Origin of the sequence: Streptomyces sp. NPDC000983, assembly GCF_040299205.1 — a bacterium.
Lineage (GTDB): Bacteria > Actinomycetota > Actinomycetes > Streptomycetales > Streptomycetaceae > Streptomyces.
Genome location: NZ_JBEPBM010000015.1, coordinates 1 through 14644 on the forward strand (window position 1 = coordinate 1; position 14644 = coordinate 14644).

Annotated in this window: 12 protein-coding genes; 8 read left to right on the top strand and 4 right to left on the bottom strand. The window is 72.7% G+C overall.

Annotated elements, in window-relative coordinates; genetic code table 11:
• The 8 genes from ABT296_RS18705 to ABT296_RS18740 form a co-directional block, all read left to right on the top strand.
• Positions 1-549 (top strand): alpha-glucosidase C-terminal domain-containing protein (locus tag ABT296_RS18705; RefSeq protein WP_351928578.1); only part of this gene is annotated, 549 nt, incomplete at its 5' end.
• A gap of 42 nt (positions 550-591) precedes the next feature.
• On the top strand, positions 592-1959 hold the full coding sequence (locus ABT296_RS18710; protein ID WP_351928580.1) for a maltokinase N-terminal cap-like domain-containing protein: 1368 nt from the start codon (positions 592-594) through the stop codon (positions 1957-1959).
• Positions 1960-1963: 4 nt separating this feature from the next.
• The gene (glgB, locus tag ABT296_RS18715; RefSeq protein WP_351928582.1) at positions 1964-4171 is read left to right on the top strand and encodes a 1,4-alpha-glucan branching enzyme; all 2208 of its coding nucleotides are present in this window, start codon (positions 1964-1966) and stop codon (positions 4169-4171) included.
• Positions 4172-4276: 105 nt separating this feature from the next.
• Entirely contained in the window at positions 4277-5359 is a 1083-nt protein-coding gene (locus ABT296_RS18720) for a glutamate--cysteine ligase 2 (protein ID WP_351928584.1), read from the top strand.
• A 141-nt stretch (positions 5360-5500) separates the two neighbouring features.
• Positions 5501-7420: an AMP-dependent synthetase/ligase gene (locus ABT296_RS18725; protein WP_351928586.1), complete on the top strand. Its 1920-nt coding sequence runs from the start codon at positions 5501-5503 to the stop codon at positions 7418-7420.
• A gap of 75 nt (positions 7421-7495) precedes the next feature.
• Positions 7496-7900, top strand: coding sequence for an ATP-binding protein (locus ABT296_RS18730; RefSeq protein WP_351928588.1), 405 nt, complete (start codon positions 7496-7498; stop codon positions 7898-7900).
• A gap of 177 nt (positions 7901-8077) precedes the next feature.
• On the top strand, positions 8078-9475 hold the full coding sequence (locus ABT296_RS18735) for an NAD(P)/FAD-dependent oxidoreductase (RefSeq protein ID WP_453173752.1): 1398 nt from the start codon (positions 8078-8080) through the stop codon (positions 9473-9475).
• 23 nt (positions 9476-9498) lie between these two features.
• The gene (locus ABT296_RS18740) at positions 9499-11718 is read left to right on the top strand and encodes an FUSC family protein (protein ID WP_502977286.1); all 2220 of its coding nucleotides are present in this window, start codon (positions 9499-9501) and stop codon (positions 11716-11718) included.
• Between the two features lie 85 nt (positions 11719-11803).
• On the opposite strand, the gene ABT296_RS18745 is transcribed toward ABT296_RS18740, so the two are convergent.
• The 4 genes from ABT296_RS18745 to ABT296_RS18760 all read right to left on the bottom strand — a co-directional run bounded on the left by ABT296_RS18745 (position 11804) and on the right by ABT296_RS18760 (position 14627).
• The gene (locus ABT296_RS18745) at positions 11804-12232 is read right to left on the bottom strand and encodes a hypothetical protein (protein ID WP_351928591.1); all 429 of its coding nucleotides are present in this window, start codon (positions 12230-12232) and stop codon (positions 11804-11806) included.
• Positions 12233-12260: 28 nt separating this feature from the next.
• On the bottom strand, positions 12261-13109 hold the full coding sequence (locus tag ABT296_RS18750; RefSeq protein ID WP_351928593.1) for a DUF1206 domain-containing protein: 849 nt from the start codon (positions 13107-13109) through the stop codon (positions 12261-12263).
• A gap of 56 nt (positions 13110-13165) precedes the next feature.
• Positions 13166-13999, bottom strand: coding sequence for an ANTAR domain-containing protein (locus ABT296_RS18755; RefSeq protein ID WP_351928595.1), 834 nt, complete (start codon positions 13997-13999; stop codon positions 13166-13168).
• Between the two features lie 211 nt (positions 14000-14210).
• Positions 14211-14627, bottom strand: coding sequence for an ATP-binding protein (locus tag ABT296_RS18760; protein ID WP_351928597.1), 417 nt, complete (start codon positions 14625-14627; stop codon positions 14211-14213).
• Positions 14628-14644: the final 17 nt, after the last annotated feature.

Here is a 14644-nt window from a genome sequence, read left to right on the forward strand (position 1 = left end):
GACGAGATCGGCATGGGCGACAACATCTGGCTCGGCGACCGCGACGCCGTCCGCACCCCCATGCAGTGGACACCCGACCGCAACGCCGGCTTCTCCGCGGCCGACCCCGGGCGGCTCTACCTGCCGACCATCATGGACCCGGTCTACGGCCACCAGGTCACCAACGTCGAGGCGTCGATGGCGTCGCCCTCCTCGCTGCTGCACTGGACGCGCCGGATGATCGAGATCCGCAAGCAGAATCCCGCCTTCGGACTGGGCACGTTCACCGAACTCCAGTCGTCCAACCCTGCGGTGCTGGCCTTTCTGCGGGAGTACGAGGACGATCTCGTCCTGTGCGTGAACAATTTCTCCCGTTTTGCCCAGCCGACCGAGCTCGATCTGCGCGAGTTCGACGGGCGTCATCCGGTGGAGCTGTTCGGCGGTGTGCGGTTCCCGGCCATCGGCGAACTGCCGTACCTGCTGACCCTGGCGGGGCACGGCTTCTACTGGTTCCGGCTGCCCCGGGCCGCCTCCCGCATCGGCCGCCGACACCGGACGTCCGCCTCCTGAGCGTGTGCCCCTGAGCGTGTGCCGACGAAAGGACGCGTCACCATGCCGAAGACCGCATTCCTGAGGCCGAGCCCTCCGGACGTCGCCGACATCATGGTCTCGCTGGGCGGCCTGCTGCGTCAGTGGCTGCCGCGGCAGCGCTGGTTCGCGGGCAAGGACCGGCCGGTCACCGACCTGGCCCTGCTGTCCATGACCGAGCTGTTCCCGGGCTGTCTGCATCTGCTGGTCCACGCCGGACACGTGCCGGTGCCGCCGCCCGGCGGCACCGCGGCGGCCCCGGCCGGCGACTGCTACCAGTTGCTGCTCGGGGTCCGCGAGCACCCCTCCCCCCGCCTGGGGCGCAGCCTCGTCGGACGGGCCACCGAGGGCCCGCTGGCCGGACTGACGGTGTACGACGCGCTGCAGGACCTCAGATCGGCCCAGCTGCTCCTGGACCGGCTGCGCCACCCGGGCGCGGCCGGCCCGCTGCGCTTCGAGTCCTGCTCGCCCGTGCCGGTCCCGGAGGGTCTGGCACCACGGCTGATGGACGTCGAGCAGTCCAACTCCTCGCTGGTGTACGGCGACGCCTTCGTGCTGAAGGTGTTCCGGCGGATCCAGCCCGGCGTCAACCCGGACCTGGAGGTGCCGGGCGCGCTGGCCCGGCAGGGGTGCGCCCGGGTTCCCGCACCGGTCGCCTGGTTCCGCACCACCAGTCCCTGGAACGCCACCCTCGGCGTGCTCCAGCCGTTCCTGCCCGACGCGGCCGACGGCTGGACACTGGCGCTGCGGGCGCTGGCCTCGGGGGACGACTTCACGGTGGAGGCCGGCGAGTTGGGCCGGGCCACCGCGGAGGTGCACCTCGCGCTGGCCTCGGCCTTCCCTCGCGAGGAGCACCGCGAGAACGACCGTACGGCGGCCTCGATGAGCGAGCGGCTCGACGCGGCGGCGCACTGCGTGCCGGCGCTCCAGCCGTTCGTACCGGGCCTGAGAACCGCCTTCGGGGCCCTCACCGGCTGCGATCCCGGACCGGCCGCCCAGCGCATCCACGGCGATCTGCACCTGGGGCAGGTCCTGCGGGCCGGGCGGGACTGGTTCGTGATCGACTTCGAGGGTGAGCCGTCCCGGCCGCTCGCCGAGCGGCGCAGCCCCCACTCCCCCGTGCGGGACATCGCCGGAATGCTCCGCTCGTTCGACTACGCGGCACGCCAGCGCCGCCCCTGGCGGCCGGAGTGGGCGCGCCGCTGCCGGGAGTCGTTCTGCGCGGGCTACGCGTCCGCAGCCGGATGGGATCCGCGCAAGAAGCACGGCCTGTTGCGCGCCTACGAGACCGACCGGGCCGTTTACGAAGTGCTCTACGAAGCCAGACACCGACCGGACTGGCTTCCCGTACCGATGGCGGCGATCGAACGTCTCGCCGTACGAGGAGGCTGACCCCATGGCGCTGCGTGACACCTCGCTGCCCGAGTCGTCCGGGCCGGTGCACTGCGGGGCGGCTCCCCCGCTGGACGCCACCGACCGGGGCCGGCTGCTGGCCGGCGCCCATCACGATCCGCACGCGCTGCTCGGGGTCCACCCGGTCGGCGACGGGCTGGTGTTCCGGGCGCTGCGCCCGTTCGCCGACGCGGTGAGCGTGCTGATCGACGGTGAGCGGCACGAACTGGCCTCGGAGGGCGAGGGCCTCTTCTCCGGCGTGCTGCCGCTGACCGCGATCCCCGCCTACAAGCTGCTGGTGGCCTACCCGCACCAGGAGCAGGAGGTCGAGGACCCGTACCGGTTCCTGCCCGCCCTCGGCGACCTGGACCTCCATCTGATCCGGGAGGGCCGGCACGAGCAGCTGTGGAAGGCGCTCGGCGCCGAGCCGATGACCCACCAGGGGGTGACCGGCACCCGGTTCACGGTGTGGGCGCCGAACGCCCAGGGCGTGCGGGTCGCCACGGACTTCACCCACTGGGACGGCACCGCCTTCCCGATGCGTTCGCTCGGCGCGGCCGGGGTGTGGGAGCTGTTCCTGCCCGGTGTCGGCGAGGGCACCCGCTACAAGTTCGAGATCCATTCCCGCCACGGACACCGCTTCCTCAAGGCCGACCCGATGGCGCGGATGGCGGAGATCCCGCCGGACACCGCGTCGATCGTGCACACCTCGCGCTACGAGTGGGGCGACGCGCGGTGGATGGAGCACCGGGGCGACGTCCCCGTGCATGTGGCACCGTTCTCCGTCTACGAGGTGCACCTGCCGTCCTGGCGGCCCGGGCTGACCTACCGTGAGCTGGCGGAGGTGCTGCCGGACTACGTCAACGAACTCGGCTTCACCCATGTGGAGTTCATGCCGGTCGCCCACCATCCGTTCTCCGGTTCCTGGGGCTACCAGGTGACCGGGTTCTACGCGACGGCGGCGCGGCTCGGCTCGCCCGACGACTTCAAGTTCCTGGTGGACGCGCTCCACCGGGCCGGTCTCGGCGTGATCATGGACTGGGTGCCGGCGCACTTCCCGAAGGACGACTGGGCGCTGGCCCGCTTCGACGGGGAACCGCTGTACGAGCCCGGGGACGAGCGGCGGGCCGAGCATCCGGACTGGGGTACCTACGAGTTCGACTTCGGCCGGGTCGAGGTGCGCAACTTCCTGGTCGCCAACGCGGTGTACTGGTGCGAGGAGTTCCACATCGACGGGCTGCGGGTGGACGCGGTCGCCTCGATGCTCTACCTCGACTACTCGCGCGACTCCGGCCAGTGGACGCCCAATGTGTTCGGCGGGCGGGAGGACCTGGACGCGGTGGAGTTCCTGCGCGAGATGAACGCCACCGTGTACCGGCGGGCGCCGGGCGTGGTCACCATCGCGGAGGAGTCGACCGCGTGGGACGGGGTGACCCGGCCCACCGACAGCGGCGGGCTCGGCTTCGGCCTGAAGTGGAACATGGGCTGGATGCACGACTCGCTCGGCTACGTCAGCCACGAGCCGGTGCACCGCAAGTACCACCACAACGAGATGACCTTCTCGATGGTGTACGCCTACAGCGAGAACTACGTCCTGCCGATCTCCCACGACGAGGTCGTCCACGGCAAGCAGGCGCTGGTGTCGAAGATGCCCGGCGACTGGTGGCAGCAGCGCGCCAACCACCGCGCCTATCTCGGCTTCATGTGGGCCCATCCGGGCAAGCAACTGCTCTTCATGGGGCAGGAGTTCGCCCAGGGCGCGGAGTGGTCGGAGCCGCACGGCCCGGACTGGCACCTGCTGGACCCCGCCTACGGCGCCGAGGCGGATCACCGGGGCGTGCGCGATCTCGTGCGGGACCTCAACACCGTCTACCGGGCCACCCCGGCGCTGTGGCAGCGGGACACCGACCCGGGCGGCTTCCAGTGGGCGCTCGGGGACGCGGCCGAGGACAACGTCTTCGCCTTCCTGCGGTACGCGGCCGACGGCACCCCCCTGCTCGCGGTGTCGAACTTCTCCCCGGTGGTGCGTCACGACTACCGGATCTGGGTACCCGGTGACGGCCCCGTGTGGGAGGAGGCCCTCAACACCGACGCCGCGCGGTACGGCGGCGGGGATGTCACCAACCCCGGACCGATCAAGCCGGAGGAGGACGGCATCCGGATCACGCTGCCTCCGCTGGCCACGGTGTGGCTGACACCCCAGCCCCGATGAATTCCCGAGCCGGTGCGAGGTGTCCGTTTGCCCTGGAAGGGGCAGTCGGGGCGTACGGCGAAATCCTCGCCGTCCTCGCATCGGCCGCAGAAGGGGTGCCTGAAGGTGCGCACCGTCGGAGTGGAGGAGGAACTCCTCCTGGTCGACCCGGACACGGGTGAGCCGCGGGCCCAGTCGCCCGCGATCCTCGCGCGGGACAGCGCGGACGGGAAGGACGTGTTCGAGAAGGAACTGCACGAGCAGATGCTGGAGTACGCCTCCCAGCCGCACTCCGACATGGACGAACTGGCCCATGACGTCGTCCGGTGCCGCAAGGAGGCGGCCCGGCGCGCGGGCGAGCTGGGGTGCGCGGTGGCGGCGCTGGCCACCTCGCCGCTGCCGGTCACCCCGTGCGTCGGCGAGCACCGGCGCTACCAGTGGATGGCGGACCAGTACGGCGTGGCCACCAGCGAGCAACTCGTCCTCGGCTGCCATGTCCATGTGTCGGTGAACTCCGACGACGAGGGCGTCGCCGTCCTCGACCGGATCCGTCCGTGGCTGTCGGTGCTGAGCGCGCTGAGCGCCAACTCGCCGTTCTGGCAGGGCCAGGACACCGGGTACAACAGCTATCGCAGCCGGGTGTGGCTGCGGTGGCCGTCGGCGGGGCCGACGGAGCTCTTCGGCTCGGCCGAGGGCTATCGGCGGCAGGTCGAGGACATGGTCGGCACCGGGGTGATCCTCGACGAGGCCATGGCCTACTTCGACGCCCGGCTCAGCCGGAACTTCCCGACGGTGGAGATCCGCGTGGCGGACGTGTGCCTGCACGCGGAGACCGCCGTACTCCTCGCCACCCTGGTCCGCGGCCTGGTGGAGACCTCGGCGCGGGAGTGGCGGGAGGGCCGGCCGCCGGTCGTGCACTCCGTCAGCGTGCTGCGGCTGGCCTCCTGGCAGGCCGCCCGGGCCGGGATCACCGAGAACCTGCTGCACCCGGTGAGCATGCGGCCGGTGCCGGCGGCGGTCGTCGTACAGGCCTTCGTGGACCATGTCGCGGAGGCCCTCGCGGACTGCGGCGACCTCGACCGCGCCCGCTCGGCCGTGGCCGAACTGCTCCGGCGGGGCAACGGGGCCGTCGTGCAGCGGGACCTGCACGACCGTACGGGCAGCCTGGGGGACGTGGTCGCGGAGTGCGTGCGGCGCACCCAGGGCTGAGCCCGCCGTCCGAGCCACCCTCCGAGCCCGCCTTCGACTTGTCGGATTCCGGCACCGTTCGCTCGTACCTCGGATAGATTCGGGCACCGCCGATAACTCTGCCCGTCGGTGACGTCACACCGCGTACAACAGGAGCTGCGCATGCGCGACTTCGCCCTGGCTCCCTCCGCCTACGCACCGCCGGCGGGCGGCCTCGCCGACACCGTTTTCGAGCGGGCCGCCCAGGAACCCACCCTGCCGGTGCTGGCCCGACGGCAAGGCAGCTCCTCGGACTGGAGCGAGGTCACGGCGGTGGAGCTGCGGGACACGGTCGTGGACCTCGCCAAGGGCCTGATCGCCTCCGGGATATCGCCGGGTCACCGCGTGGCCATCATGGCGCGCACCCGCTACGAGTGGACGGTGCTGAGCCACGCGCTGTGGGCGGTGGGCGCCGAGGTCGTGCCGGTGTATCCGACGTCCTCGCGCGAGCAGGTCGAGTGGATCCTCCGGGACGCCGGCTGCGTGGGCGTGGTCGTCGAGGACGAGCAGTCGGTGATGACGGTCGGCTCGGTGTGCGCCTCGCTGCCGATGCTGCGCCATGTGTGGCAGCTGGACGCGGGGGCGCTGGAGCAGCTGGTCCATCGGGGCGAGCACGTGCCGATCGCCACCGTCGACTCGCTGCGCCGGATCGTGCTGCCGGACTCCACCGCGGTCATCGCGTACACCTCGGGCTCCACCGGACGGCCGCTGGGCTGCGCGCTGAGCCACCGCGCGCTGGCCAGCCCGTGCGACACCCTGCTCAAGGGCTGGGGGCATCTGGTGGTGCCGCCGGGCGGTCAGGGGTCGGTGCTCGCCTTCCTGCCCTTCTCCCATGTGTACGGGCTCATGGTGCAGGCCCTGTGCCTGCGCGGCGGCCTGCTGATGGGCCACGAGGCCGACCCGGGCGGGAAGTCCCTCGGCGAGGCGCTGCGCTCGTTCCGGCCGACGTACTTCTGCGCCGTGCCGTCGGTCTTCGAGAAGATCTACAAGAACTTCCTGCGCGCCGCCCGGGAGTCGGGCCGCGGCGCCCTGTTCGAGCGGGCGGCCGACACGGCGCGCGACTTCGCGCTGGCGACGGAACGACACCGGCTCGGCGAGGGGCCGGGGCCGGGCTTCGACCTGAGGCTCCAGCACGCCCTGTACGAGCGGACCGTCTACCGCGGCCTGAGAGCCGCCCTCGGTGGCCGGGTGCGCACGGCGACCTCCGGCGGCTCGCCGCTGAACCGGGAGATGTCCCTGTTCTACGAGGGCATCGGCATCTATCTCAACGACGGGTACGGGCTCACCGAGACCGCCGGCGGGGTCACCGCGCAGCCGCCGGGCCTGGAGCGGTCGGGCACGGTCGGCAAGGTGCTCCCCGGCATGGATCTGCGGGTGGCGGACGACGGGGAGATCCTGGTGCGCGGTCCGTCCGTGTTCCAGGGGTACGTCAACGACGACGCGGCCACCCGGGCCGCCCTGCGCGGCGGCTGGCTGGCCACCGGCGACCTCGGGCTGCTCGACTCCGACGGCTATCTGACGATCACCGGCCGGAAGAAGGACGTGATCATCACCAGCAGCGGCAAGAGCGTCGCCCCGGCCGCCCTGGAGCAGCGGCTGCGGATGCACCCGCTGATCCACCAGGCGGTCGTCGTCGGCGACAACCGGCCCTGCGTCGGCGCGCTGCTCACCCTGGACCCGGAGTTCCTGGCGTACTGGCGCGGCACCCTGGAACCGCGCTCCGAGCAGCGCGGCCCGGCCGTGCGGCCCGCGCGGGACGCCCGGGAGGAGAACGCGCTGCGGGAGGAGGTGGCCCGGGCCGTGGCGGCGGCCAACAGCACGGTGTCGCGCTCGGAGTCGATCCGGGTCTTCCGGGTGCTGGCCGAGCCGTTCGACCAGGCCAACGGGATGCTGACGCCGTCGATGAAGCTGCGCCGGGACGCCATCGTGCGGCACTACGCGCTGGAGATCGACGCCATGTACCAGGCGCGCGCCAAGCCCGCCCGACAGGGCGCGCCCGACGAGTCCGCGGTGTGGGACGAGAACGACAACGTCTTCCGCTGAGCGTGCGTAGATCGCCGTCAGTGGGGAAACCGGACGGCGTGAGGGGACACCGGGGGAGAAACGGACGAGGACACCTTGGTGGCACGGGAGACAGCGCACCGCTCGGTCCGCTTCGACGGCGCACTCCATGATGTGACCGCGGCGCGGCTGGCGGCACAGGAGTATCTCGACGACCTGACCCGGGTCCTGCCCCCCTCCGCGCCGGAGCACCGGGACGACATCCTGCTGGTGGTGAGCGAGCTGGCGGCGAACACCGTGGAGTACGCCCCGGGGCCGTTCGAGCTGCGGATGAGCCGCTCCTTCGACGGTGTGCACGTGGTGCTGCGCGACACCAGCACCACACCCCCGCTGCCCCGCCCCTTCGACCCCGGTCGCGGGGGGCGCGGAATCGGCTGGTACCTGGTGCAGAGCCTGAGCCATCAGGCGGGGGTCATCACCCACGACCAGGGCAAGGACGTCCATGCCTTCCTGCCCTGGTGATCCGGCGGCGATGCCGCCGGCCCGCGTGTGGCCCCCGGCCGGGCGGGGCAGGCGGGCTCGAACAGGATGTTCATCTGCCTGCCGCACCCGACTGGCGGAGCGGGCGGGAGCGCGGTGGGATCGACGTGGTGCGAGGCAGCGGACCAGGGGCGGACGAACACCGTCGTGACAGACCGCCTGGAGCCGCAGAAGGGAAGAAACACCGTGACACGACCCAGGATCCTGGTGGTGGGCGCCGGCTTCGCGGGAGTGGGGTGCGTGCGCCGGCTGGAGCGCAGGCTCGCCGCCGACGAGGCCGACGTCACCCTGGTGACCCCGTTCTCCTACCAGCTCTATCTGCCCCTGCTGCCGCAGGTCGCCTCCGGCGTGCTGACGCCCCAGTCGATCGCCCTGTCCCTGCGACGCAGCCGCAGGTACCGCACCCGGATCATCCCGGGCGGCGCCATCGGCGTGGACCTCAAGGCCAAGGTGTGCGTCATCCGCACCATCACCGGCGAGACCGTCGACCAGCGTTACGACTACATCGTGCTGGCCCCCGGGAGCATCACCCGGACCTTCGACATCCCGGGGCTCACCGACCACGCGTTCGGCATGAAGACCCTCGCCGAGGCCGCCTACATCCGCGACCACGTCATCTCCCAGCTGGACCTGGCCGACGCCAGCCACGACCCCGAGGAGCGCGCCTCGCGGCTGCAGTTCGTGGTGGTCGGCGGCGGCTACGCCGGGACCGAGACCGCGGCCTGCCTCAACCGCCTCACCCGCGCCGCCGTCAAGCGCTATCCACGGCTCGACCCGCACCTGATCCGGTGGCATCTGATCGACATCGCGCCGAAGCTGATGCCCGAGCTGGGCGACAAGCTCGGCCACGCGGCCCAGGACATCCTGCGCAGGCGGGGCATCGAGATCTCGCTGGGGGTGTCCATCGCCAAGGCGGGACCGCAGGAGGTCACCTTCACCGACGGGCGCGTGGTGCCCACCCGCACCCTGATCTGGACGGCCGGAGTCGTCGCCAGCCCGCTGATCGGCACCCTCGGCGCGGAAACCGTGCGGGGGCGGCTGGCGGTGAACGCCGAGATGAACCTGCCCGGACACGACGGGGTGTTCGCGCTGGGCGACGCGGCGGCGGTGCCGGACCGGGCCAAGGACGACGAGGGCGCCATCTGCCCGCCGACCGCGCAGCACGCCATGCGCCAGGGCAGGGCCGTCGCCGACAACGTCATCGCGACCCTGCGCGGTGAGCCCTTGCGCCCGTACGAGCACAAGGATCTCGGGCTGGTCGTCGACCTCGGCGGCACGGACGCGGTCTCCAAGCCGCTCGGCGTCGAACTGCACGGGCTGCCCGCCCAGGCCGTGGCCCGCGGCTACCACTGGTCGGCGCTGCGCACCCACGTCGCCAAGACGCGGGTGATGACCAACTGGGTGCTCAACGCCCTCGCGGGCGACGATTTCGTCCGTACCGGCTTCCAGGCCCGCAAGCCCGCCAAGCTGAAGGACTTCGAGTACACCGACGCGTATCTGACGCCGGAGCAACTGCGCGAGCACCTGGCGGACGCGAAGGCGGAGGGACGGGGATAGACGCCGCACGGGGGTGGGCACGACTGCGGGACCGGCTCGACGCGTCCGATCCGGGGCTGCTGCGGCTTGCCGCGGGGCTGCGGGCGGTGGGCGCGATCGCGCTGACGCTGGTCGTGCTCGCCCTGTTCGGGGCGGACGTCCCGCATCTGGTCGCCGGTGCCATGACGGCGATGGTCTCCACCGTCGCGCTGCGCGAGAAGCGGCGCGGTCCGCAGGCCGTCACGCTCGCGCTGGGCGTGCCGGTCGCGCTCGCCTCGGTCACCCTGGCCGCGGTGCTGCGCCGGTACGTCGTCGTCGGCGACCTCTTCTTCCTCGTGCTGATCTTCGGTGCCGTGTACGGGCGCCGGTTCGGTGACCGCGGCACGGCGCTCGGGCTGATCGGCTTCCAGCTGTACTTCGTGGCGCTGTTCGTCGGCGCCACCGTCGCGGACCTGCCCGGCCTGTACGCCGTCGTCGCGACGGGCATGGTGTGCAGCGCCGTCGTACGGTTCGCGCTGGTCCCGCAGAGTTCGGCGGGGACGCTGGTTCGGCTGCGGGGGGCGTTCCGGGCCCGGTTCGCGCAGCTGGTGTCGGCGCAGCTCGGCCTGCTGGCCGCGGGGCCGATGGAGGTGGACCGGGCGCTGGAGAACGTGCGGGAGCGCAACGCGCGGCTGCACGAGACGGCGCTGATGATCCAGGGCCGGCTGGAGGCCGGTACCGACGAGGGGACGGCGCAGGTGGTGCAGCGGCGGGTCGCGGACGCCGAGATCGCCGCCGAGCGGCTCGGGCTGCTGCTGCTCACCGCGCGCAGCGAGGAACGCACCGACACCCTCACCCTGCATCTGTCCGGGGTGCCCGTGCCGTCGGCGGGGCGGCTGCCGGTCCGGGACGAGGCGGCCGGCACCCTGCGCCGGGACCTCAGAGGGCTGCGGCTGCTGGTCCGGCACCCGGGCGGCTCCGCCCTGGCCCCGGTCCGCAACCGGCTGCTGTCGTACCGGGACGAGGAGAACCTGCCCGACGCCTCGCCGCCCGTGCAGGACGTCTTCCGCGGGATCGGCGAGGCCGCCCGGGCCGTGCTCGGTCTGCGGACCGCTCTGGAGGGTCCGCAGGACGAGTCGGACGACACCCCGTCCACGACCCGCTCCCGCGAGGAGCTGGACGCCGAGGACGTCGCCATCGACGCGGCCGAGGACGTCGAGGAGGACGAGGAGACGGGGCTGCGGCGGCCCACCACCCGGGCCGCCGTGCAGGTCGTGGTGGGCTCGTCGCTGGCCATGGTCGGCGGCGAGCTGCTGTCCAGCGACCGCTGGTACTGGGCCGTGCTGGCCTGCTGGATCGTCTTCCTCAACACCGCCTCCACCGGCGAGATCCTGGTCAAGGGCTATCGCAGGGTGATCGGGACGGTGTTCGGGGTGGTGGCCGGCATCGTGCTGGCGGCGGCGTTCGGCGGGCACACCTGGACGGCGTTCGCGCTGGTGCTGGTCTGTGTGTTCGCGATGTTCTACACCGCGCCCCTGTCGTACACGCTGATGTCGTTCTTCGTGACGGCCGCGCTGGGGCTGCTCTACACGCTGCTGCACACCTACAGCACGTCGGTGCTGCTGCTGCGGATCGCGGAGACGGCGCTGGGGGCGGCGTGCGGGGTGTTCGCGGCGGCGGTGGTGCTGCCCGTGGCGACCGACCGGCGCACCAACGAGCTGCTGGTCACGGTGCTGGACCGCTTGCGCGAGGTGACCGGGGCGGCCGTGGAGCAGCTGAGCGGCGGAGCCGAGGTGGAGCTGCTGGACCAGGCGCGCGAGCTGGACCAGGCGCTGGCCGACCTGCGGGCCGCGACGAAGCCGCTCACCCATCCGGTCACCCCGCTCAGGGCACGGCGCGACACCGCCCGCTACGTGGTGGCGCTGCTGGAGACCGCCGCCTACCACGCGCGCTCGCTGGCGGCCACGGCCGAGCTGCTGCCCAGCAGTCCGTCGATCGCGGCGGACCCCCGGCTGCGCGGGGCGGGCGGGCGCATCGTGCGGAACATCGAGGCCATCGCCGCGCATGTGGCCGACGAGAAGGCGACGGAACGGGTGTCCAGCGGCCCCAGCGTGGCCGCGCTGCTGGAGTCCCACGCCCCGGACAGCATCCGCTACGGCAGGGTCACCGACCGCGTGCTGCGGCACCTGCAACGCCTGGACGAGTCGGTGGTGGGCCTGGCGCGCCCGCTGGAGACGCCCCTGGACACCCCGACGAACGCGAAGCGCCGCCTCGGCCGCGTCTGACGGAAGTAGCTTCCCGGTGCTCGGCCGGACGTCGTCGGCCCGGCGGGCGTCCGTGGGGACGTCCGCCGGGCCGACCCGGCCGGGGTCAGAAGTCGGTCGGCAGGCCGCTGGCCTCGGCGATGCCTCGTAGCTCCTCGTCGTCGTGGCGGCGACTTCGGAGGTAGCCGGCGATCTCGTCCAGGCGTTCGGGATCGGCGGCGGTGTCCGCGTCCGTGACGACCCGGACGGGTCCGCTCTCGCCGAGGTCGAGCTCGACGATCTCGTTGTCCAGGCGGCCGGTGACGGCGGTGGCGATGACCAGGGCGGCCTGGTCGCGCATCTCCTGCGGCAGGGGCGCCGCGTCGTCGTCGAGGGCCAGTTCGGCGGGTGGGAACCTTCGTTCGTCGATCGCCTTGAGGACGGGTTCGACCACATCGAGGAGGCGGAGGAAGTCCTCCGTGTCCATACGTGAACGCAGCTGGCCGAGGTAGCGGTCCACGGGCCGGCCGTCGGGCGGAAGCTCGTAGTCGTTCATGGGTGCCGCGTTCCCCGAACTCGGCATCTCAGACACGCCGCCTGCGAGCCAGTACGAAGGAGAAGATCCCGAACAGCAGCAGCCCGAAGGCGACGCAGGCCAGCAGCGACGGGCCGAACGCGGTGTCGGCGAAGGTGCGCAGCGTGTCGTCCATGCCCTTGGCCTTGTCCGGTTCGTAGTCGACGGCGGCCTGTACGGCGAAGACGCCGAGGGCCGCGAAGACCGCGCCGCGCGCCACTCCGCCGCCGACCCCCGTCACGTCCGTCAGCCGCCGCCCGGCCCGGGACATCTCGCCGAGCTTCAGCGTCTCGCGGTACTCGCGGCGCACCGCCTGCACGCCGATCCACACGCCCGCGCCGATGATCACGGCCCCGCCGACGCCGACGAGCCACTGGCCCGCGGGCAGCTCCAGCGCGGTGGCGGTGATGTCGCGGGACTCCTGGTCGCCGGAGCCGGAACCGGAGCCCGAGCCACTGCCGCCGCCCGCGGCGAAGCGCAGCACGGAGAAGGCGACGAAGCCGTAGAAGACGCACCTGACCAGGGCGAGGGCACGCTTGTGGGCCTTGCGCCCGTCCGGGTCGGCGGAGCCGAACGCGGCCTCCGACAGCCGCCACACGGCCATGCCGACCAGGCCGATGCCGAGCGCCCACAGCAGGACCGAGCCGAAGGGCTGCCCGGATATCTCCGCCAGCGCGCCCTGGCGGTCCGCCTGCTCGCCGCCGTCGCCGAAGGCGATCTGCAGGGCCAGCACCCCGACCAGCAGGTAGATCACGCCCCGTGCGGCCAGCCCCGCCCTCGCGGCGCCCTCGGTGACCGATCCGGTCGCCTTCCGCGCGGCCCGGTCACGGCCGGCCCCTGCCACAGCACTCTGATTCATCTCGACCTCCCGGGATCCACATGCCCCGGTTCGGCCGGAACTCACGTACGAACCGGTCAGCGGCCGCCGCGGCGGCCGAGCGCGTGCAGGTGCTCCAGGGCGTCCAGGACGACCGTGCGCTCGTGCCAGGCGAGCCAGCGGCCGGCCTCCGCGCCCAGTACGTCGAGGGCCTTGAGGCGGGCCTCGCCCAGGTCCTCGATCGGCCGGTCGAAGTGGGCCGAGACCATGCCCACGCACAGACCGCCCGCCGTGGTCAGCGGCACGCTGTGGCAGGCCCGGCTGCCGTCGGCGAGGATCACCAGCCGGGCCGGCTCGGTGAACACCGGGTCGGTCTCCACGTCCCGCACGGTGAACCGGGCGCCGTCCCGGGCGGCCCGCGCGCACGCGGTGCCGTCGTCCCCGACGTGGGCGAAGAAGTCCACGAACTCCGCGCCGTGGCCGGTGTGCCGTTCGATGCGCAGCCCGCCCCGCGTCCGGTCGGCGGCCTGGACGTTGCCCATGGAGGTGTCCGCCACGGCGAGCGCCTGGCTCAGTACGGCCGTCAGGACGGCGCCCCGGGTCGCGGAGCCGGTGTCCCGGGCGGCGGGGAAGGTCAGGGCGGGCTCGGGGGTGCGGATGCGCCGCGGGAACCACGGTCCCGCGCCGGGGTCCGGGCGCGGGACGCTCACCACGGCCTCGGCGACCGTGCGCAGCTTGACGTTGTGGCGCTGCGAGGCCCGGCGCATCAGGGTGAAGGCGCTGTCCGCGCCGGGCAGGGCGTAGCGCTCCTGGAGGATGCCCTGGGCCAGGGCTATCAGGGGGTGGGCCAGGGCCCGGGCGCGCAGATCGCGGATCTCGGCACGGAGCAGCTCCGCCTCCTCGCGCCCGCGCCCGTCCTCGGTCTCGGTCATGACACTCCTCAGCCGGGTGGGTACGCGTGCGCGTGTGCCCCGCGGATCACGGCGTACGCGTGGGTGGCCGGTGTGCGGCGGGCGGGTGCGTGGGGCCCTTGCGCGGTCGGCATGGGCGCAGTGACGGACGTGTGCTCGGCTTGCGCGTGGGTGGCCTGCGGGGGCGTGGGTAGGCGTGGCGTCACGCATGGGTGACCGGCGTGCGGTCGGCCTACGCGTCGGTGAGCGGCACCACCGCGCTGATGCGTTTGCCGCCGGCGGGCAGGACCGACACCTCGACGTCGCGGGCCAGGCGGCAGACGATCGGCCAGCCGTGTCCGCCGAAGCGGCGGTGGTCGCGGCGTTCACCGGGCTCGGTGAGCACCGGCAGCCGCTCGCTGCGGTCGCTGACCGACAGCCGCAGCCCCGGTTCGACGAGGTCGACCAGGTCGACGCGGAAGTCGGTGACACCTCCGCCGTGCAGGATCGCGTTGGTGGTGAGTTCCGAGGCGACGAGCAGGGCGTCGTGGAACGCGGTCCGGTCGCACCGCGTGCCGTGGGCACGGCAGTGCTCGGTGACCGCGCGTTCGACGGCCCTGCGGGCCTCGGCCGGTTCGTTCACATGGTGTGCCGTGTACTCCCCGCGCATCTCTGACTCCGTGAAAT

What these genes read in the sequence shown, in the direction of transcription:
- ABT296_RS18710 (WP_351928580.1), top strand. Translation starts at nt 592, where the DNA reads ATGCCGAAGACCGCATTCCTGAGGCCGAGCCCTCCGGACGTCGCCGAC.
- ABT296_RS18725 (WP_351928586.1), top strand. Translation starts at nt 5,501, where the DNA reads ATGCGCGACTTCGCCCTGGCTCCCTCCGCCTACGCACCGCCGGCGGGC.
- ABT296_RS18755 (WP_351928595.1), bottom strand. Translation starts at nt 13,999, where the DNA reads ATGACCGAGACCGAGGACGGGCGCGGGCGCGAGGAGGCGGAGCTGCTC.
- ABT296_RS18750 (WP_351928593.1), bottom strand. Translation starts at nt 13,109, where the DNA reads ATGAATCAGAGTGCTGTGGCAGGGGCCGGCCGTGACCGGGCCGCGCGG.
- glgB (WP_351928582.1), top strand. Translation starts at nt 1,964, where the DNA reads ATGGCGCTGCGTGACACCTCGCTGCCCGAGTCGTCCGGGCCGGTGCAC.
- ABT296_RS18760 (WP_351928597.1), bottom strand. Translation starts at nt 14,627, where the DNA reads ATGCGCGGGGAGTACACGGCACACCATGTGAACGAACCGGCCGAGGCC.
- ABT296_RS18745 (WP_351928591.1), bottom strand. Translation starts at nt 12,232, where the DNA reads ATGAACGACTACGAGCTTCCGCCCGACGGCCGGCCCGTGGACCGCTAC.